This window comes from Halodesulfovibrio oceani subsp. galateae (assembly GCF_055397225.1).
The window spans coordinates 2177107-2195408 of record NZ_AP042453.1; the positions used below are offsets into that span (position 1 = coordinate 2177107).

Consider the following 18302-nt stretch of genomic DNA (forward strand, 5'->3'; position numbering starts at 1 on the left):
TCACCACCGCTAGGGAGCTTTTTCATGGCTGTAAAGCTTGGTATCAATGGTTTTGGTCGTATTGGTCGCTATCTCGTTCGTCTTCTCGCAGACGATCCTGATCTTGAAATTGCGGCTATTAACGCTCGCGCAGACAACGAGTCTCTTGCTCATCTCTTCAAATATGATTCCGTTCACGGAACCTTTAAAGGAGATGTTGAAGCAAACGAAGAAGGCTTTAAAGTTAACGGTAAGCAGATTCTGGTTACCCGTTGCGCACGCGGCGAATGGACTTGGGGCGATCTCGGAGTTGAGATCGTCGTAGAAACCACCGGTACCATTAAAGACCGTGATGGTCTTGCAGAGCATATTGCATGCGGTGCTAAAAAATCTATCATTTCTGCACCCGGCAACGGCGTGGACGCAACCATTGTTATGGGCGTTAACGAAGATACATACGATGCTGAAAAGCACCATGTTCTTTCCAACGCATCTTGCTCCACCAACTGTCTTGCTCCGGCTGCTAAGGTTCTCAATGATGCTTTCGGCATCAAACATGGCCTCATGACAACCATTCATGGTTACACCATGGGCCAGCGAATCCTTGACGGTTCACATAAGGACCTGCGTCGCGCTCGCGCGGCTGGCATGTCCATGATCCCGACAACTACAGGCGCAGCAAAAGCTGTTGGCTTGGTACTTCCTGAACTTAAAGGCAAGCTCGACGGCATGGCTATTCGTGTGCCAATTCCTGACGGCTCTCTGATTGACCTTACCTGCACTGTCGAAAAAGACACCACTGCAGAAGAGGTTAACGCAGCCCTTAAAGCAGCAGCTGAAGGCTACTTGAAAGCTAACCTTGGCTACTCCGACGAACCGCTCGTTTCCGTTGATTACATCGGCGACACACACGGCGGCGTTGTAGACAGCCTCTGTACCAGCGTAATGGATGGTAACATGGTCAAAGTTCTTGTCTGGTATGACAACGAAGCAGGCTTTACCAACCAGCTCGCACGTCTCCTGAGAATGGTAGGCGCTTCCCTGTAGAACTCATCTGAGTTTTGAAAGAAAAAGCCCGTTGCTCAAGCAACGGGCTTTTTTTTATACCTCCGGTGGGCAAGGGCTCTGCCCTGCACCCGCAAGGGGGACGCCCCCTTGACCGCGAATATGCTCAAGAGACTTCGTGGGCTGACTGCAGCCCCCAAATATTTTTCATTATCATACTATACTCAACCAAACTTAAACGGGGTCAAGGGGGCAGTGCTCCCTTGCGGGGATGCAAGGGGCAGCGCCCTTTGCCTCTCGGAGAGCCGCCGGAGGCATCACAACACCCTAAAAAAAAGCCCCTGACGCACTAAGTGTGTCAGGGGCTTCATTATTCTATAGCAATAAAAACTACAGCTCGTTAGGCAGTTCCTGAAGTTCGGAATATTTGAACACAGGACCGTCTACACAAACATATTTATCACCGATGTTACAGCGACCACAAAGGCCAACACCGCATTTCATACGTTTTTCAAGTGTAGTAAGAATTTTTTCATCTTTAAATCCAAGCTCATTCAAAGCCATGAGAGTGAATTTAATCATGATTGGAGGGCCACAAGTAATTGCGTAGCCGCTGTTAGCAGGATTGATTTCTTTCAGTACGTTCGGGATAAGACCGGCTTTCTCGTGCGGGTTTTTGCCCCACTCTTCAGACGGATTATCTACGGTAAGTACTACATCGATATCATCACGGCCAAGCCACTCTGCAATATCTTCCTGATAGCTCAAATCCAGCGGTGAACGAGCACCGTAGAGAAGAGTAATCTTACCGTAATCGTCACGGTTATCCAACATGTACACGAGGAGTGTACGCAGAGGAGCCATACCGATACCGCCGCCGATGAAGGTTACGTCCTGCCCTTTCATTTCTTCAGTCGGGAACGCGTTACCAAGAGGAGCGCGAATGCCAACTGAATCACCAGCTTTAAGCTGATGAATGCGTGCAGTAACTTCACCTACGAGCATGATGGAGAACTGAAGGTAGTCCATACGGGTCGGAGAAGAGTTAATTACGAATGTAGCTTCACCAATACCAAAAACAGAAAGCTGACCTACCTGTCCTGGTTCAAAGGTGAATTTTTTCATAACTTCTTCGTTATCAAAACGAACACGGAAGGTTTTAATGTTGGATGTTTCTTCCACAACTTCCATGACTGTAGCCATCTCCGGCAGAACTGGATTAGCTTTCATTACTTAGACTCCTTCTCAGCGCCGCGAGCCTGTGCTGCTTTAACAATCGCACGGATATCCACAGAAGCAGGACAGCTTTTAATGCAACGACCACAACCACAACATGCAATATACTTCTCATATGATTCTGGGAAGTAAGAGAATTTGTGGTTAACACGGTTTTTGAGACGTTTTGCTTTAGTAGAACGCGGGTTATGCCCACTGCCTTCCAAAGTGTACTGGAAGCTCATGCAAGTATCCCATGAACGTACGCGCTTGCCGGTAGTACCGGTTGCTTCATCAGTAATGTTGAAGCAGTAGCAGGTAGGACAAAGGTAAGTACATGCGCCACAGCTAAGACAGCCTGCAGCCTGCTCTTCCCAGAACTCATCGTCATCAAACGCAGCAAGAAGCTTCTCAGGAGCATCGGAGAAGTCATGTGCTTCGCCAAGCATTTCACGAGTAGCTTTTTTAACTGCTTCGGCTTCTGCACATTTTTCAGCGCCGTCTGCAAAGAAGCTTGCTTCAAGCATCTTTTCACCGCATTTGGTAACAGCTTCAGCAGCGTAGCCGCCCTGTACAGGAGTAAGCAGAACGTCAGAGCAAGATGTATCAGCAGGGCCGCTTCCTACTTCGTGACAGAAGCAAGTGGACTCAACTTTAGTACAAGCAAGAGTGACGAACATTGTATGTTCACGACGTGTTGCATAATAAGGATCACGGATGCGATCATTATCGAACACTTTATCAAAAACCGCCATACCGCGTGTGCCACAAGGGCGAGCACCAAAAACTACTGCGCGTTCTTTTGGCAGAGTTTCTTTGATGCGAACAGAGGTACGTTCTGGGTTTTCAGGATCTTTGTCGTATTTATATGTAAGCAGAGTTTCTGATTGTGGAAAAACTGCTTCTTTTGCTGAACGCACAGGCATGCGGTCAAGAACCGGCTTACGGCCTTCTCCAAACGGACGGAAGGTCACGGTTCCGCCGTCATCCACCGGAACAAACACTACGTGGTCTTTAGCAAGAGCTTCGAGCCACTGGTTAGTGTTTTCGTTTGAGATAAATTTGCAAGCCATGACTAGTGCCGCTCCTCGATAGTTGGTTCTTCAACTTTAAAACACATAAGCGGAGGAGTCTCTTCCGCGTTGGTTCCTGCATTGTATGCAAAAACATCGCGTACAATACCGGCCATTTTGCGTCTTAACAGCATAATCGGAATATCCATAGGACATGCGCGCTCACATTCACCACATTCTACGCAACGACCGGTGAGGTGCATTACGTGGATAAGCTGGAACATGAAGTTGTTCTGCACGTCTACCTCTTCGCTTAACCATTTGGTTTCGCGAGAGTTAGCGAGGCAGTGATCTTTACATACGCACATTGGGCATGCGTTACGGCATGCATAACAGCGGATGCAACGACGCATCTGGTCCTGCCAGAAAGTGAATCTTTCTTCCATGGACAGTTTCTCGAATTCTTCGAGAGCCTTATCCTGTTCAGATTCTGCTTCCTTGCTGGATTCTTCACCTGCAAAGTGAGTGCACTGCAATGTGTTCGGGTAAGAGCAAGTTAAGCACTTATCTGCACACAGTTCAGAAAACGGTACGGTTTCTTTGTTTCCATCAACTTCGATAGTTACGGAAGCACCGCTGTTCTCGATAGATTTGATGTAACCAATATCGCCGAAACGAGCCTGAAGTTTTGCATGGTTGAGCACACCGTTACAGCCGAAGCCGAAGATGGTGAGGTCTTCTAACTTAAGAAGATCTTCCTGAACAAGCTGGATAACGGAACGGGAATCACACCCTTTCAGTACGAGACCAACCTTTTTACCACCGCGCATTTCGCGCAGGTAAGAAGCCGGGTTCACCACACAGAATTCGTTAACAACGAGCTTTTCAAGATCTTCTTCAGAGCGAATAAAGAGAGGGCTAGTGTGCAACGCATCGTAACCCTGCTGCCAACCAATAACTACATCCAGCTCAGGCAATGCCTGACGGATTTGTTCTTTAAGTTCTGCAAGAGCCTGCATTACGCTTTCTCCTTATGGCACGGGCACTCGTCGCCAAGGGCAACAGCAGCCGCGATTTCTTTCAGACACTCTTCATCATAACCGGTGCCACCAGATAATTTTGGTGCCGGGCCGAGTTTGTGAATACGGTCTGTAAAGGAAGTAACAACATCCTGCCAGCGCTGGCCTTCAGATGCAGAAACCCATGTATAATGGAAGCGTTCCGGATCAATACCGGTAACGGACAGGAACTGCTTGAGCATTTCAAAGCGGCGACGAGCGTAGAAGTTACCTTCTGCGTAGTGGCAGTCACGTGGGTGACAACCAGATACGAGAACGCCATCTGCACCACTAATGAGTGCGCGAGCGATAAACAGCGGGTCGATACGACCGGAACAAGGTACGCGGATTACACGTAAATCTGTAGGCTGTTCACAACGTGCAACACCAGCGGTATCTGCACCACCGTAGGAGCACCAGTTACACAGAAAACCAACGATACGAAGATCTTGACCTTCTGCTAAAAGTCCAGTTGAGCCTGACATAAGGCGTTGACCTCCGCGAGAATCTGGTTGTCTGTAAAGTGCTGCAGCTGAATAGCACCCTGAGGACAGGTAACGGTACAAATACCGCAGCCCTGACATACTGTTTCAATAACTTCAGCTTTCACATTGCCTGCACGGTCGGTTACTTCTTTAATAGCGCCGAACGGACAAGTGGCAGCACACTTCAGGCAGCCTACGCAACGGGATGCGCTAACTTTAGAAACCTGAGGATCGCTTTCAAGCTTATCTTTAGAGAACAGAGTCATAACTTTAGCTGCTGCCGCACTACCCTGACCAACGGATGTTGGAATGTCTCTAGGACCTAAGCAGGAACCAGCGAGGTAAACACCAGCAGTGTTAGTTTCGACAGGTTTCAGTTTAGGGTGAGCTTCCATAAAGAATCCGTAGGAATCGTAGGAGATACGCATTTTTTCAGCGAGAGCAGGTGCATTTTTAGCACTTTCTGCACCAACTGCCAGTACTACGAGATCTGCTTCCACTTCTACCTGAGTACCAGCAAGAGTATCCGCACCGCGAACAATCAGGTTGTCACCTTTAGGGTAGATCATGGATACGCGACCGCGAACATACTGAACGCCGTACTGTTCCTGAGCTCTACGAGTAAATTCATCGTACCCTTTACCAGGGGAACGAATATCCATGTAGAACACGTACGAATCAGAATCAGGGATGTGGTCTTTTGTAAGTACAGCCTGCTTTGCAGTGTACATACAGCAGAAACCAGAACAGTATGGACGACCAACGGAAGGATCACGAGACCCTACGCACTGTACGAACACAACTTTTTTCGGCTCTTTACCATCGGATGGACGAACAATGTGTCCACCGGTAGGGCCGGATGCGTTCATAAGACGTTCATACTGCAGGGAGGTAATAACGTCCGGGTACTGACCTGCGCCATACTGTTTGTAAACAGAATGATCGAACATGTCGTAACCGGTAGCGGCGATAACTGCGCCAACTTTTTCCGAAAGGATTTCATCCTTCTGCTCAAAGTCGATACACTTAGTAGGACAAACTTTGGCACAAACGCCACATTTGCCTTTCTGGAGCATCAAGCAGCCTGAAGGATCAATCGCGGCTTTCTTAGGAATAGCCTGCGGGAAAGGAATGTTGATTGAGGTACATTTGGAAATGCCTTCGTTGAAGTTATCAACGTTTTTCTTACTCGGACATTTTTCCATACATGCGCCACAACCGGTGCAGTCGGCCCAGTTTACGTAAGTAGCTTTTTTGCGCACCTGCACATCAAAGTTACCAACATAACCTTCGATTTTTTCCACTTCTGACATTGCATACAGCGTGATATTTTCATGCTGAGAAACGTCTACCATCTTCGGTCCCAAAATACATGAGGAACAGTCAACGGTTGGGAAAGTTTTATCGATTTTTGCCATTTTGCCGCCGATGGATTGCTCGCGCTCTACCATCACAACCTGATAGCCAGCATCTGCACAGTCAAGTGCAGCCTGAATACCAGCAACACCACCACCGATAACGAGAACGCGTTTAGTAACGTCGAACTTGTTAGCGTGAAGCGGGTTGTTGTTGCGCAGTTTAGCAACAGCAATTTTCACCAACTCAAAAGCTTTAATCGTGTTACGTGGCTTGTTTTTACCAATCCAAGAAACGTGTTCACGAATGTTTGCCATTTCGAGCATGTAGCGGTTAAGACCGGCACGCTCAAGAGCACGGCGGAAAGTAGCTTCGTGCATACGTGGTGAGCAGGATGCTACCACAACGCCGTCAAGCTTGTGCTCTTTAATGGCTGAAATAATTTCGTTCTGTCCCGGTTCGGAACAGGTGTACATTGTGTCAGTAGTAAACACTACGTCCTGCAACGTTCCCGCTTGCTCCGCTACAGCCGGACAGTCAACAGTAGCCGCGATATTACTGCCGCAATGGCAGACAAATACGCCTATACGCATACTCTCTCCTTGCTATAAAACGCCAGCAAAACGCAGACGAGGTGTAGGGTCTACTACGAGCTTGGACAAGCCAACCTCTTCAGCAGAAAGACCCAGTGCCAAACCGAGCAGCTGTGTAAAGTACACAACCGGAATATCATAACGGGTGCCGTTTGCACGGTTAACCTGACCCTGACGAAGGTCAAGGTTCATCTGACACAATGGACAGGCGGTTACGATAATCTCTGTATTCAGGGATTCTGCAACATCAAGCAGGCGTCCTGAAAGTTCAGTTACGATATCTTTTTTAGGCATACCAGCCGCAGCGCCGCAGCATTCAACTTTAAGCGGGAAAGGCAGTACAGTTGCGCCACACGCTTCCATGATGTCATCCATCGCCATTGGATTTTCTGGATCATCAAACTGCATAAGTTCCGGCGGGCGGTTCATAATACAGCCGTAGTAACAGGCGACGTTGAGATCTTTAAGCGGCTTAACAACAGCTTTCTTGATAGCGTCCATGCCTACACGTTCGACAATAAGCTGCAATGTAGAAGCTACGGATGCAGCTTCTTCACAAGGTTCGTCGAGAAGAGCTTCCACTTTAGGGCGGTAGTTCTCATCTTCAATTTTGCGTGAAGCAGTGCGAAGGTTGGCAAGACAACTAGGACAAGGTGTAACAACCTCTTCCTGACCCTGTTTAGCTGCAAGAACGAGGTTACGTGCAGAAAGGGCAGCAGAAAGAGTATGATCTACTGTATGTGCGGGAGTGGAGCCGCAACAGCTCCAATCGTCGATTTCATTAAGCTCGATACCGAGCTTTTTACAGACTGCGCGGGTGGACTTGTCGTATTCTACAGACGTGCCACTACCGGAACAGCCCGGGTAGTATCCTACAGAAATTGACATTAACTGTTCTCCTTGGCGGTGTCGCGTTCTCTGAATCGTTTAAAGATTGCAGAAACGTGTTCTTTACCGCGAACTTCGTGCGGCTTAATCGAAAGCTTGTTTTTAGGAAGCATCGCCGGAGCAAGATCAACGTCTGTCCAGAATCTACCTGTTTTGCGAATGTATGATGCGGTTACGCCAAGTTCATACACACGACCGTGCTTTTCGACCGACTCAAGGAATGCATCGCCGAATGCTTTTACGTTACGCTCAGTAGCGTACCCTGCTTCACGCGCCATGTGACGCAGAACATCCATAATTTTGGCGACATCAATGCTATTAGGACAACGAGTTGTACATGACTGACAGGTTGCACAAAGCCAAATAGAATGGCTTTTAAGAACAGCTTCACGCTGACCAAGCTGTACAAGACGCATTACACGGCTTACAGAAAGATCGTAGGCAAAGTTATAAGGACAGCCAGCGGTGCAATTGCCACACTGGTAGCAAGATAGCACATTCTGTCCACTTCTCTCCTGAACTTCACGGATGAACTCTTTATCCGGTGAGTTAAGAGGGATGGTTTCCATGGCTCCTCCGAATGTTGACTGAAAAAGGCAGCAAATTGGCACACAAAACATGCCGAAAACACCAGTTCAGTGAAAAAATGACACAAGAAAAAAGAAGAACTTAGAAGCATACAGACCCCAACTGATATGCAACAAGGCGAGACAAAAACTGGCTACGTAAATAGCAAATCCAGTAGAATACCCAAAAAAAATCAGGAGTTGTTTTTGCTGCTTTAACCCTAAGCGACAAAAACCCGTGATCATATCAGGCAGTATAACTATGTGTTGTCTCACGCATCATCATTCTCAACTTTGAGCAGTAAACAATGTGGGTACCAAATCACAATAATCTAACTCAAAGCGTATCATTTTATTTATACCCTTAGACTAACGCCGCTAACAAACATTGGCAACCCGTATAGTCGATTTTTTTGCATTTATTTGCTGCAAAAAAATTCAGAATAATCGATATTTTGTGATTTTTCCATCACAATAACTACAACATTTTATTTGATAACTCGGAATCATTGAAATTTTATGCTGATTTGAGTGTTCAATCATCTTTTAGAAAAATATTTGATTGATCGCTCAAATATCAGAAAATAACTATTTGATATTACAGGAACGTTAAAACGGGGCAAAAAAGTGGAATAAAATTCCATTTTTTTGCCCCGTATATTTGTCCGAAGGCTCGGAGTATTTTTCATTGGCCGAGGGCGTCCCCCCGGCACTTTATGTGCAAACAGGCAGCGTGCCCGTCTTGCTCTATCTGCCTGTATTATGCCCACAAGCAACAGGTTAACCATGATTTCAAAGCGCAAAAAACACTTCTATAACAAACACCTACATACTAATAGTTGTACATATTCTACAGTTGCACCCATACCTGTGCCTTTACCACTTCGCATAATTTCAGTACATTACTCCACAAATTCTGCTTTTGATAAGGAAATACTATGCCAGGATATAAAGCACACCTTACAGGTGGCGCAGTATTAGGAGGCGGCACAATTGCAGCCGCTGTTTACTTTTCGTATCTTCCACAGGATGTCTGGCTTCTTTCTGCACTGTTTGCCATTGCTGTAATGGCATCACTCTTTCCAGACACAGACACTGAATCCAAGGGGCAGAACTTTTTCTACTCCATCATGGCCATCACCGACGTTTTGCTCATTGTTAATCACTATTACCAATGGGCCGCCATACTTGGTCTATTTGCGATGCTCCCCGCCCTAGGGAAACACAGAGGCTGGACGCACACTTGGTGGGCAATGCTTGTTGTTCCCGCCCCTCTTATTGCATTACCATGGATATTTTTCCGTGAAACGTGGGTCGTAACACTACCTTTCTACCTTGCTGCGGTTGTCGGATACTTCTCGCACCTGTTGCTTGATAGAGAATTTTAATCCACCCCAGAAAACAAAAAAATCCTGCTGAAGATTCTTCAGCAGGATTTTTTTGTTTTCTATTTAAATTACATGCGCCCATGAATGGTTAGATATAAATCCCCCACCCATGCACCAATTTTTCGTCCAAGCTTACGTAGACGGATAGGATGCCCTGCTCGAAAATCAGTCGGCAAGGTTATTTCAAGCTGGCGAGTATCGCCGCCGATCCCTTGCGAAAGAGTCAAGCGAACTTTAGCTCCGGGGCGTAAATTCTGCATGGGGAGATGCATAACCTGATTGTCATCAAGCTGTTTTTGTAACCATCCCTTAACCCCGCCTGTCATATCTACTGAAATGTCACGATCGCCCCATTGCATGGAAAATTTACGCTTCTTGGGCATAGCAATAGACTTGCCGCCATCACGCTTTATTTCCCGATAGATGTCTTCAAAAACACGCTTCGCAAAGGCATCGTTCAAAATTTCATTCAGTACAGATTCTTTTGAATAGCTGCGTTGTTCTTGACTCCAGAACGAGTCATCAAACTCTGGGCGTTTTTTATTATATGTATCGCTAGTGCTGGCAGTTTTATTTTTCTGAGCATCAAAATTTGACTTTGCTTTTCGGTACGCAGAACGAGCGCGGTCACGCACAGTGCTATCACGGGAAGCACGTTCTGAACGATAACCGTGGGCAGCGGAACGGGCTTTACCTGAAGCTTCAGAAGAACGGGAAGAACCGGTATCTTTCGCAGTAGAAGTAATAATAACATATGCTTCGTTAAGCTGCTGAAATTTCCGTGACGCATTAGGATCATCCGGATGCAAATCAGGATGCAGTTCAAACGCCCGCTTACGGTATGCCTGCTTTACAGCATCTTCCGATGCCCCATTGGGCACATTCAGTAATTTATAGCATTCGCGTAACGTCACGGTTCCTCCATAGAAAACAAACTGAATACAACAAGCAACAGATTTTGCTTACAAAATTTTTATTATCACGGCAGTCAGAGTACTATTTCAAAAAAACAAAAAGCTACATGCCTGAATATTTACCACGCAGACAACGCAATAAACCTGAAGGCAGTTACTCAGGTCAAAGAACACATCAAACGTCATGCGGCAACGCTTTTATATCTTCTATCTTCAACTACGCATCATACAATAACAATCCGTAATCGCACGAACTATACAGTTCTCTAACATTATATATAAAAAAAGGCCGGTTTCATAAGAGCATTACTCTATGAACATCCAGCCTTTTCAGAAAAATCACAGCACACTACAAAGCGGCGCAATCCTATTCATCATCAAGAATAAGAGCACGTGCTTCACAGCTTTTATCACTGGCAAGCAGGTTGTTGTCACGTAAATACGCGCGTCCCTGCTGTGCAAATTCATCGTGGCTAACATCTCTTCGGATGCCCGGGCAAAAGTCTTTAGCCATTTCCCAAGACTCAGAATCAATCACGTTGCCACGAAAATATGGCCATGCACGGCAAATATTCGGCTTAGCGGTGTGTACACCACAGCCTTTACCCTGCACGAAGAAAATACAGTAATTATCTTCACCCACGCGAATGCGCAGTTTGCCGTCTTTAACTTCACCATATTTTTCAGTGAACTCTTCAGCAGACATCTTCAAGTGCTCAAGAATGCGGGTAAGGTCTGTAGGGCTGACAATAATGCCGCCTTCGCCTTCACAACAGTGTCCGCACATCTGACAATCAAACGCTTCTTTCATCTATTTATTCTCCAAACCGAGTCTGCTGTGTTCAACCATAATGCATTTATCTTCAACTACAGCAATCTCATTGGCAGCAAGTTTTTCCCCGGCTTCCTGACTTCTGATACCGGACTGCATCCAAAACATCTTCGGCTTATGCCCCAGCGCAAGCACTTCATCGGCATGATCAGCGCAATACTGCGATGCACGAAAAACGTTTACGATATCAACAGGCACAGGAATATCTTCAATGGATTTGTACGTAGGCAAATCCCAGACATTTTTCCGGATAGGATGCACAGGAATAACGGTATATCCCTGATCGATAAGATACGTGCCAACCATATTCACAGGCTGCCCCGGCTTATCTTTAGCACCGATGATCGCGATGACATTTGCCTCGGCAAGAGCTTCGCGCATGGATTCATCAAAAATCATAATTTCCTCTCAGAAAATGTTGCAAGGCAAACATGGTCTGCCTTCGGCACGCAGTCAGCAAGAATCTCACCGCCTATGACGCGCGCTGCGCGGCATTATACATACAGTGACACCCTCAAGCCAATTCCGAAACCACAGATTCAGTATACTGTATTCGCTGCGAACACCAGCAGTTCATAACCTCATTGCTCACAGGTTCAGATTGACATATAACCAACTGGCACATCCAAGGAGCACTTATGACTAAGATTCTACCGGCTATTGAAAAAATCCCTGCGGAAGAGCTTGCACTTCGCCATGCACGCTGCCGCGATCTCTTAGATCGTTTTATGCCGGGGGTCTCCGGCATGCTCATATTCTCCCGCATCCAACTGTATCACCTCACAGGCACCCTTGCGAACGGAGTATTCTGGCTCCCGAAAGAGGGAAAGCCAGTTCTCATGGCACGCCACGGTGTTGAACGATGTCGTATCGAAAGTTCCATTGAAGAAATTCATCCCTTCCGCTCATTCAGTGATATTGAAAAAATATTAAGCGATGTGGGCACCCCGCTTCTGCCTGCAGAGGCTGCTGATGTAGCTGTCGATTTCGCAGGTGTAACTTGGCAAGTTGGTGACCTGCTTCGTAAAAAACTTCCACATATTTCCTTCATCCCATGTGACCGCATTCTTACTGCCGGTCGTTCCGTGAAAACAGAATGGGAATTGAAAAAACTCCGCCTCAGCGGAGCACGTCATCATCAGGCTATATATCACGATCTTCCTAAGCAACTTCATATCGGCATGACAGAACGTGAAATTGCTCATGTATCGTGGGAAATTTTCTTTGCTAAGGGCCACTGCGGAATGCTCCGTATGAACACCTTCGGCGAAGATGTATTTCTTGGACACATTGCAGCAGGCGAATCAGGAAATTACCCGAGCCACTTTAACGGCCCTCTCGGCTTAATGGGCGAGCATCCGGCGACTCCATTTATGGGATACGCAGGAAAGGTCTGGCGCAAGAACTCACCGCTGGCCGTTGATATCGGATTTGCTCTTGAAGGATACCACACCGATAAAACTCAGCTGTACTGGGCTGGTTCTAAAAAAAGTATTCCTGATGTGGTTCGCAACGCTCAAGATATCTGCATTGAAATTCAGAATACTATCGCTGCGGAACTTCGTCCCGGCAACATTCCTTCTGAGCTTTATAAGAAGTCATTAAAAATGGCAGAAAAAGCCGGATTCGAAGACGGATTTATGGCTTTGGGTGGCAATAAGGTAAAATTCCTCGGGCACGGCATCGGACTTGGTATTGATGAACATCCAGTCATTGCTACCGGATTTGATGAGCCACTGGAAAAAGGCAATGTTATTGCTCTGGAGCCAAAAATCGGCATTCCGGGTATTGGCATGGTTGGCGTAGAAAACACCTTTGAAGTCACTGATAGCGCAAGCGTCTGCTTAACAGGTGATGAGTACGACATGATTTGCATTGAAAAATAATGCAGATTACAACTTCACTCGAGTAAAAATAAAAAAGGCGACTGCACCAGCAGCCGCCTTTTTTTTAACAAACTCTATTTAAATATGGCTATGCCCTCCGAAGAACAACAGCCATTTCGTCAACTTCTGTATACTGCTCACCACGTATATCATTATATACTGAATCGATACGCAGACCCTGTGCCTCTACTTCTTCAGCAAGAGCTTCAAGTGTAAAATATTGAAGCCAGTTGTAGATAATGCGCTCTTCATTCGGTAATGCAATTGTGTATTTTTCCAGAATCACTTTTTCTTCAGGATATCTGAATACGTTCAGGAACCCGTAATAATCGCAAGGCGCCCAAAATCCATTCATAAGATTAGGCTCAAATGTCATGGATTCCGTTCGATTCCCAAAACCCTTGATTGAAGTATCATTCTGATCGTCAAACGCTTTACTGGTATGAACGTCCAGAACAATTGAACCATCGCAAGTTAACATGCGCTCCCACTTTTTTAGAAGCTTTGCGCGTTGCTCCGGAGATAACGCACAAAAATCGCACATTATCATCGTAACCAGATCAAACTTATCGTCAGTTTCGAACTCTAAATAGTTCTGCTTTACATATTCTATAGTTAAGGAATTCTCTTCTGCGTACTTCTTCGCATAGCTAAGAGAGTTTTCAGAAAAATCTACTCCTGTAACAGTAATGCCTTTCTGAGCAAAACTAGATGCATACAGCCCCGGCCCACAACCAAAATCAATGACCTTTGAATGGTTAGTAAGAGCAAATCTGGAAACCAACCATTCTATCGATTCATTAACAAACAACTTATTGCGGGAAGCGGCGTCAACATCGGGGTTCAGATGGAATTTTAACATCTGCGTTGCAATGTGCGGATCTGTCCACAGTTGACTTGCAGTATATTTTGACCATACATCAGGGCGTAGGGATATTGTAGTCAGCGTTTCGAATAAATTCATGTGAATTACTCATAATTACTATTTCACTGTGACTAATAGTGATAGATTATAGACTATCAGGAAAATATTAGTTGCTAGTATTGGTAAAACTTTTGTAATTTTTTCATAATACTGCGCTCCTACCACACACAAAAAAATGAGTCAAAACGACTCATTTTGATTACAATATGCGGAACTATCATAAAATTTACTTATTAGTGCATCATTCAAAAGCTACAGAACAGCCTAAAAGCTTATTCAACACTACTCCTCGACCTCCTCTGCACATAAAAAGCTTCTTCCCTCCCTACGTTTCCGTTCAATTCTGATGAAGCTGTGGTTGAACAATGTATCTTCGCCCATACAAAATCCACCCAACATGACCTGATAACCAGCAATAACTTTTGCTAAAAACATTAAAATCCATCATAATTCTACTATGAAAAAGACAAAAATTATCTTTATATCAGCTATCACGCTTATATGCCTCATGGCATCGCTGACTCTTAATGCTGCCGCTGCGACTCCGGTTACTTTTTCTGTTGAGCCGTTCATTGCTGCAAGTCAGAATGATGCCACTATCATCAAGCTTCGTATCACGCCTGATTCTGAATACCACTTCTACTCACGTGAAAAAGGAGAAACCGGCAAACCTACGTCTATTTCTGTTTCTCCTTCAATCACCGACGCGACAGTACGTTACCCTGCCGGAATCAAACTGCCGGACCCTATATTAATAGATAAAACTACGTACCTTTATGAAGGTGCAGAAGATATTTTTATTACTATTCCTGATGCATCCGTAACAAGCGCAGATCTCATCGTATCGGTTCTGCTTTGCTCTGAGGTACGATGCACGCCGGTTAATAAAACTATTCCGGTAAGCTGGAAGGCTGCTACACTCGCAAAAGCAGAGTCGCAAAAATGGTGGAATAAATATTCTACGATCAAACCGATTGCGCCTGATGCGACCACGCATCTCAAATATTCATCAACGGACGACAACAAGAAGCTTGCTCAAAAACTTGGAGTACAGCTTCCTACGAATTCCGGCCTTACTACCGCTGGGCTCACACCAGTATTCAGCAGCAAGATCGCTTCTTCAGGATTAAAATCTACTGAGTCTGCTGTTTCTTTCGTTCCAAAAAACAACGTATCAGAAACTCGCGAATATGACTTTACTCCGCGCTACTTCTTACAGGCGCTGGAAGTCTCCACATTAAGTAAGGCTATTTTATTCGGACTACTCGCAGGGTTTATTCTTAACTTTATGCCATGCGTACTGCCTGTTATCAGCCTGAAACTTTCTTCACTTGTTGCAGCCGCACAAATTAAAGACGAAGCTCAACGCAAACATATGTTCAGAGAACATAACCTCTTCTTTGCGCTGGGCATTATTACATGGTTCTCGTTGCTCACCATTGTGCTCACCAGTTTTGAGCTTGCCTGGGGACAACTATTCCAAAACCAATGGCTACTCATTGGACTGGCTCTTATTATCTTCGTTCTTGCTCTCTCAATTTTTGAAATATTTCCACTGCCGATGTTCAGCCTTACAGGTCGCGGCACCGAGAACGGTCATGATAAATGGAGTGCATTTTCTACGGGTCTACTTGCGACAGTACTCGCAACACCGTGTAGTGGCCCATTCCTCGGCGGCGTTTTAGGATGGGCATTTTTACAGCCAGTGGGCGTACTCATTTTCATATTCCTTTCCATTGGAATAGGTATGGCTCTACCGTACCTTGCAATGGCTGTTGTCCCTGAACTGGTGACCCGTTTCCCGCGTCCTGGAGCATGGACAGGAGCGCTTTCCCAGATTGTTGGCTTCTTCCTTATGGGAACCGTTGTATACCTGCTTTACGTGCTTCCAGAGAGCATTCTACCAAGTATGCTCGTTGTACTGTGGATAACCGCTTTGGCAGCGTGGGTATGGGGACGTTTCTCAGGATTACGGTTCACAAAAAAACGGAATATCTTTGTCCGAGTTGCCTGCACACTCGTTGTTGCATTTACAATCTTTACTGTTTTTAAAGCAACGCCACAGGCAAAAGAATGGCAGAAATTTACACCGGAAAGTTTCTTTTCAGAATTACAACAAAAGCGAATGGTTCTAGACTTTACCGCAGACTGGTGCCCGAACTGCAAAGTTCTGGAACGTACAGTTCTGACACCGGAAAACAGAGCGCGTTGGGAAAAAGAATTCAATGTTGTCTTCATCAAAGTTGATCTCACAAACGAAGATGCAGAAAAACAAAAATTCCTTGAATCCCTCGGCTCCAGCTCCATTCCAGTAGTAGCTATTTTCCCTAGAGGCGCCGCCGCTAATTCACCAATTATCCTGCGTGACATATTCACCACAGGACAAATGGAAGATGCGTTGAAGAAAGCTTTTAAAGAATAGTACACGCCAACCAATAGACGTAAAAAAGCCTCGTTGCATTGCAACGAGGCTTTTTTTGTCAATATATTTCACAGAATACGGATTTTGAAGAACAAGTTTTTACCTTCCAAATCTTTCAGACAACCGAATGGTAAACCCTGAGTAGCTTAGTGTTGCTAAGTGATAACGCATTTAGCAAATGCTAACTCTACAATGCAAAAAACATTGAATGTTCGTACTCTGAAACTATTCCCAAATAAGTGCAGCCCATTCGCCTTCGACGATGCGACGTGCTTCTGGAAGTCCCAATTCTCTGTAAACAGCTTCAACCTGATTTGCCTGAATTTCAAGCAAGCCTGAAAGAACAAGGCAGCCGCCCGGTTTAACAAGCTTAAAGATTTCCACTGCCATTTCCATCAATGGACGCGCCAGAATATTTGCAAGCACAACATCAAAGTCACCACATACAGCGTCAGCTGAACCTTGGTATACTTCGAAAGAGTCAGAAGAAACGGCGTTGAGCACTTTGTTTTCTTCTGTGTTCTCAATGGCGAGCATGTCAATATCAACACCTACACCAGAGAGTCCAAGCTTAACACAACCAATGCCGAGAATGCCGGAACCTGTTCCAAGATCGAGGAACTTTTGCCCCTCGTGGATACGTCCTTCAGACGCAAGCTTGGAAACAGATGCAAGACACAACGCAGTGGTTGGGTGATGCCCTGTACCGAATGCTGTTTTAGGCTCAATCACAATAGGAGTACGGCCTTCAAGCGGCTCCGTTTTACACATCCAAGGCGCAATAACCTTGAAGTGCTCACCAATCTTCACTGGTGTAAAGAAGTCGCGCCATGCCTCCATCCAATCCTGATTAGGCACATCTGCACGTGTAACATCAGCTTCCGGTACTGCACTGTAAAGCGCAGTTAAGAATTCTTCACAGAATGCCGGATTCTCAATGTGAACACGGTAGAAAATGTCGCCAGTAGGAAGGTTTTCTTCCTCCCAGCCATAATTAAGCTGCTGAACCATGACAATAGTTGCCATATCCTGCATATGCTCAGGTACACGTATTTCTAGTCTGACAAGGTCTGCCATAAATTAATTATCCTCTTGCCTGATATCGAGCCATTTTCTTTTCGAGTTTTCGACTCAAGGCAGTAAGGACGTAACAAATCACGAAGTACATGACAAGGATGGTGAGGTAGATCTCCATAGGAGCAGAAAGAGTACGGTTGTTAATCTGTACTGCGGCACGTGTGAGTTCGACAACCCCGATAACGTATGCCAGCGACGTATCTTTTGTCAACGATACAAACTGGTTAACAAAAGACGGAATCATATTGCGAAGCGCCTGTGGCAAAATAACATAGCGCATAGCCTGCAAATGAGTGAGACCACCCGCACGTGATGCTTCCATCTGCCCTTTTGGCAGCGCGATAACACCAGCACGTACAATCTCAGCAATATATGCACCTGTAAAAACAGTAAATGCAACTAGAGCAGATTCAGCTTCCGGAAGTGTTTTCCCAAGCACAATTGGTGCGAGAAAATAAAACCAGAAAATAAGCATCAACAGAGGTACGCCACGAATCACTTCAATATAAATGACGGAAAGCAGCTTAACATACCAACGCTTGGAGAGACGCATCAGACCAGCAGCAAGGCCGATCCAGAATGCACCGAAGATGCCGCCGATAGAAAGCAGAATACTCAGCGCCATACCGCCAAGCGGACCATTAGGATACGCACCCCAAAGAAGGTACGGAAAGTTATCTATTACAATATCCCATTGCAT

General features: G+C 45.7%; 17 protein-coding genes. 4 read left to right on the forward strand and 13 right to left on the reverse strand.

What is annotated here, in order from left to right:
* The first annotated feature begins 24 nt into the window (after positions 1-24).
* A complete protein-coding gene (gene gap, locus ACZ5V1_RS09800) occupies positions 25-1026 on the forward strand; it encodes a type I glyceraldehyde-3-phosphate dehydrogenase (RefSeq protein WP_373794175.1) in 1002 nt (333 codons plus the stop codon).
* 348 nt (positions 1027-1374) lie between these two features.
* Here the strand turns inward: gap and ACZ5V1_RS09805 are convergent, their stop codons facing one another.
* From ACZ5V1_RS09805 to ACZ5V1_RS09835, 7 genes are read right to left on the reverse strand one after another with little or no spacing between them, the layout of a single operon-like run.
* Entirely contained in the window at positions 1375-2214 is an 840-nt protein-coding gene (locus ACZ5V1_RS09805) for an FAD/NAD(P)-binding protein (protein ID WP_464388688.1), read from the reverse strand.
* Positions 2214-3272: a 4Fe-4S dicluster domain-containing protein gene (locus ACZ5V1_RS09810; RefSeq protein ID WP_464388689.1), complete on the reverse strand. Its 1059-nt coding sequence runs from the start codon at positions 3270-3272 to the stop codon at positions 2214-2216. The genes ACZ5V1_RS09805 and ACZ5V1_RS09810 overlap by 1 nt, the downstream gene beginning before the upstream one ends.
* Before the next feature lie 2 nt (positions 3273-3274).
* Positions 3275-4231, reverse strand: coding sequence for a 4Fe-4S dicluster domain-containing protein (locus ACZ5V1_RS09815; RefSeq protein ID WP_464388690.1), 957 nt, complete (start codon positions 4229-4231; stop codon positions 3275-3277).
* Positions 4231-4755: a hydrogenase iron-sulfur subunit gene (locus ACZ5V1_RS09820; protein ID WP_160715097.1), complete on the reverse strand. Its 525-nt coding sequence runs from the start codon at positions 4753-4755 to the stop codon at positions 4231-4233. The genes ACZ5V1_RS09815 and ACZ5V1_RS09820 overlap by 1 nt, the downstream gene beginning before the upstream one ends.
* Positions 4731-6704: a 4Fe-4S binding protein gene (locus tag ACZ5V1_RS09825; RefSeq protein ID WP_464388691.1), complete on the reverse strand. Its 1974-nt coding sequence runs from the start codon at positions 6702-6704 to the stop codon at positions 4731-4733. The genes ACZ5V1_RS09820 and ACZ5V1_RS09825 overlap by 25 nt, the downstream gene beginning before the upstream one ends.
* A 12-nt stretch (positions 6705-6716) precedes the next feature.
* Positions 6717-7592: a CoB--CoM heterodisulfide reductase iron-sulfur subunit B family protein gene (locus ACZ5V1_RS09830; protein ID WP_464388692.1), complete on the reverse strand. Its 876-nt coding sequence runs from the start codon at positions 7590-7592 to the stop codon at positions 6717-6719.
* On the reverse strand, positions 7592-8161 hold the full coding sequence (locus ACZ5V1_RS09835; RefSeq protein ID WP_160715091.1) for a 4Fe-4S dicluster domain-containing protein: 570 nt from the start codon (positions 8159-8161) through the stop codon (positions 7592-7594). Before ACZ5V1_RS09835 ends, ACZ5V1_RS09830 begins: the two co-directional genes overlap by 1 nt.
* Positions 8162-9096: 935 nt before the next feature.
* Between ACZ5V1_RS09835 and ACZ5V1_RS09840 the strand changes: the two genes are divergently transcribed.
* A complete protein-coding gene (locus ACZ5V1_RS09840; RefSeq protein ID WP_464388693.1) occupies positions 9097-9546 on the forward strand; it encodes a metal-dependent hydrolase in 450 nt (149 codons plus the stop codon).
* Between the two features lie 68 nt (positions 9547-9614).
* Here the strand turns inward: ACZ5V1_RS09840 and ACZ5V1_RS09845 are convergent, their stop codons facing one another.
* The 3 genes from ACZ5V1_RS09845 to ACZ5V1_RS09855 form a co-directional block, all read right to left on the reverse strand.
* Positions 9615-10460: a J domain-containing protein gene (locus ACZ5V1_RS09845; RefSeq protein ID WP_464388694.1), complete on the reverse strand. Its 846-nt coding sequence runs from the start codon at positions 10458-10460 to the stop codon at positions 9615-9617.
* A 367-nt stretch (positions 10461-10827) separates the two neighbouring features.
* Entirely contained in the window at positions 10828-11271 is a 444-nt protein-coding gene (locus ACZ5V1_RS09850; protein WP_464388695.1) for a YkgJ family cysteine cluster protein, read from the reverse strand.
* Positions 11272-11691 (reverse strand): CoA-binding protein, encoded by a 420-nt coding sequence (locus ACZ5V1_RS09855; RefSeq protein WP_464388696.1) that lies wholly within the window; start codon positions 11689-11691, stop codon positions 11272-11274.
* Positions 11692-11930: 239 nt separating this feature from the next.
* Here ACZ5V1_RS09855 and ACZ5V1_RS09860 point away from each other — a divergent pair, with 239 nt between their 5' ends.
* Entirely contained in the window at positions 11931-13178 is a 1248-nt protein-coding gene (locus tag ACZ5V1_RS09860; protein ID WP_464388697.1) for a M24 family metallopeptidase, read from the forward strand.
* Positions 13179-13266: 88 nt separating this feature from the next.
* On the opposite strand, the gene ACZ5V1_RS09865 is transcribed toward ACZ5V1_RS09860, so the two are convergent.
* Positions 13267-14142: a class I SAM-dependent methyltransferase gene (locus ACZ5V1_RS09865; RefSeq protein ID WP_464388698.1), complete on the reverse strand. Its 876-nt coding sequence runs from the start codon at positions 14140-14142 to the stop codon at positions 13267-13269.
* A gap of 418 nt (positions 14143-14560) precedes the next feature.
* On the opposite strand from ACZ5V1_RS09865, the gene ACZ5V1_RS09870 reads away from it, so the two are divergent.
* Positions 14561-16525 carry a protein-disulfide reductase DsbD family protein gene (locus tag ACZ5V1_RS09870; protein ID WP_464388699.1) on the forward strand — a complete coding sequence of 655 codons (1965 nt, stop codon included), beginning with the start codon at positions 14561-14563 and terminating at the stop codon, positions 16523-16525.
* 225 nt (positions 16526-16750) lie between these two features.
* Here ACZ5V1_RS09870 and ACZ5V1_RS09875 read toward each other — a convergent pair whose 3' ends face one another.
* Together ACZ5V1_RS09875 and ACZ5V1_RS09880 are read right to left on the reverse strand one after the other, a co-directional pair.
* On the reverse strand, positions 16751-17602 hold the full coding sequence (locus ACZ5V1_RS09875; protein WP_464388700.1) for a 50S ribosomal protein L11 methyltransferase: 852 nt from the start codon (positions 17600-17602) through the stop codon (positions 16751-16753).
* Positions 17603-17609: 7 nt separating this feature from the next.
* Positions 17610-18302: an amino acid ABC transporter permease gene (locus ACZ5V1_RS09880; protein ID WP_160715071.1), complete on the reverse strand. Its 693-nt coding sequence runs from the start codon at positions 18300-18302 to the stop codon at positions 17610-17612.

What these genes read in the sequence shown, in the direction of transcription:
- gap (WP_373794175.1), top strand. Translation starts at nt 25, where the DNA reads ATGGCTGTAAAGCTTGGTATCAATGGTTTTGGTCGTATTGGTCGCTAT.
- ACZ5V1_RS09805 (WP_464388688.1), bottom strand. Translation starts at nt 2,214, where the DNA reads ATGAAAGCTAATCCAGTTCTGCCGGAGATGGCTACAGTCATGGAAGTT.
- ACZ5V1_RS09810 (WP_464388689.1), bottom strand. Translation starts at nt 3,272, where the DNA reads ATGGCTTGCAAATTTATCTCAAACGAAAACACTAACCAGTGGCTCGAA.
- ACZ5V1_RS09815 (WP_464388690.1), bottom strand. Translation starts at nt 4,231, where the DNA reads ATGCAGGCTCTTGCAGAACTTAAAGAACAAATCCGTCAGGCATTGCCT.
- ACZ5V1_RS09820 (WP_160715097.1), bottom strand. Translation starts at nt 4,755, where the DNA reads ATGTCAGGCTCAACTGGACTTTTAGCAGAAGGTCAAGATCTTCGTATC.
- ACZ5V1_RS09825 (WP_464388691.1), bottom strand. Translation starts at nt 6,704, where the DNA reads ATGCGTATAGGCGTATTTGTCTGCCATTGCGGCAGTAATATCGCGGCT.
- ACZ5V1_RS09830 (WP_464388692.1), bottom strand. Translation starts at nt 7,592, where the DNA reads ATGTCAATTTCTGTAGGATACTACCCGGGCTGTTCCGGTAGTGGCACG.
- ACZ5V1_RS09835 (WP_160715091.1), bottom strand. Translation starts at nt 8,161, where the DNA reads ATGGAAACCATCCCTCTTAACTCACCGGATAAAGAGTTCATCCGTGAA.
- ACZ5V1_RS09840 (WP_464388693.1), top strand. Translation starts at nt 9,097, where the DNA reads ATGCCAGGATATAAAGCACACCTTACAGGTGGCGCAGTATTAGGAGGC.
- ACZ5V1_RS09850 (WP_464388695.1), bottom strand. Translation starts at nt 11,271, where the DNA reads ATGAAAGAAGCGTTTGATTGTCAGATGTGCGGACACTGTTGTGAAGGC.
- ACZ5V1_RS09855 (WP_464388696.1), bottom strand. Translation starts at nt 11,691, where the DNA reads ATGATTTTTGATGAATCCATGCGCGAAGCTCTTGCCGAGGCAAATGTC.
- ACZ5V1_RS09860 (WP_464388697.1), top strand. Translation starts at nt 11,931, where the DNA reads ATGACTAAGATTCTACCGGCTATTGAAAAAATCCCTGCGGAAGAGCTT.
- ACZ5V1_RS09865 (WP_464388698.1), bottom strand. Translation starts at nt 14,142, where the DNA reads ATGAATTTATTCGAAACGCTGACTACAATATCCCTACGCCCTGATGTA.
- ACZ5V1_RS09870 (WP_464388699.1), top strand. Translation starts at nt 14,561, where the DNA reads ATGAAAAAGACAAAAATTATCTTTATATCAGCTATCACGCTTATATGC.
- ACZ5V1_RS09875 (WP_464388700.1), bottom strand. Translation starts at nt 17,602, where the DNA reads ATGGCAGACCTTGTCAGACTAGAAATACGTGTACCTGAGCATATGCAG.
- ACZ5V1_RS09880 (WP_160715071.1), bottom strand. Translation starts at nt 18,302, where the DNA reads ATGCAATGGGATATTGTAATAGATAACTTTCCGTACCTTCTTTGGGGT.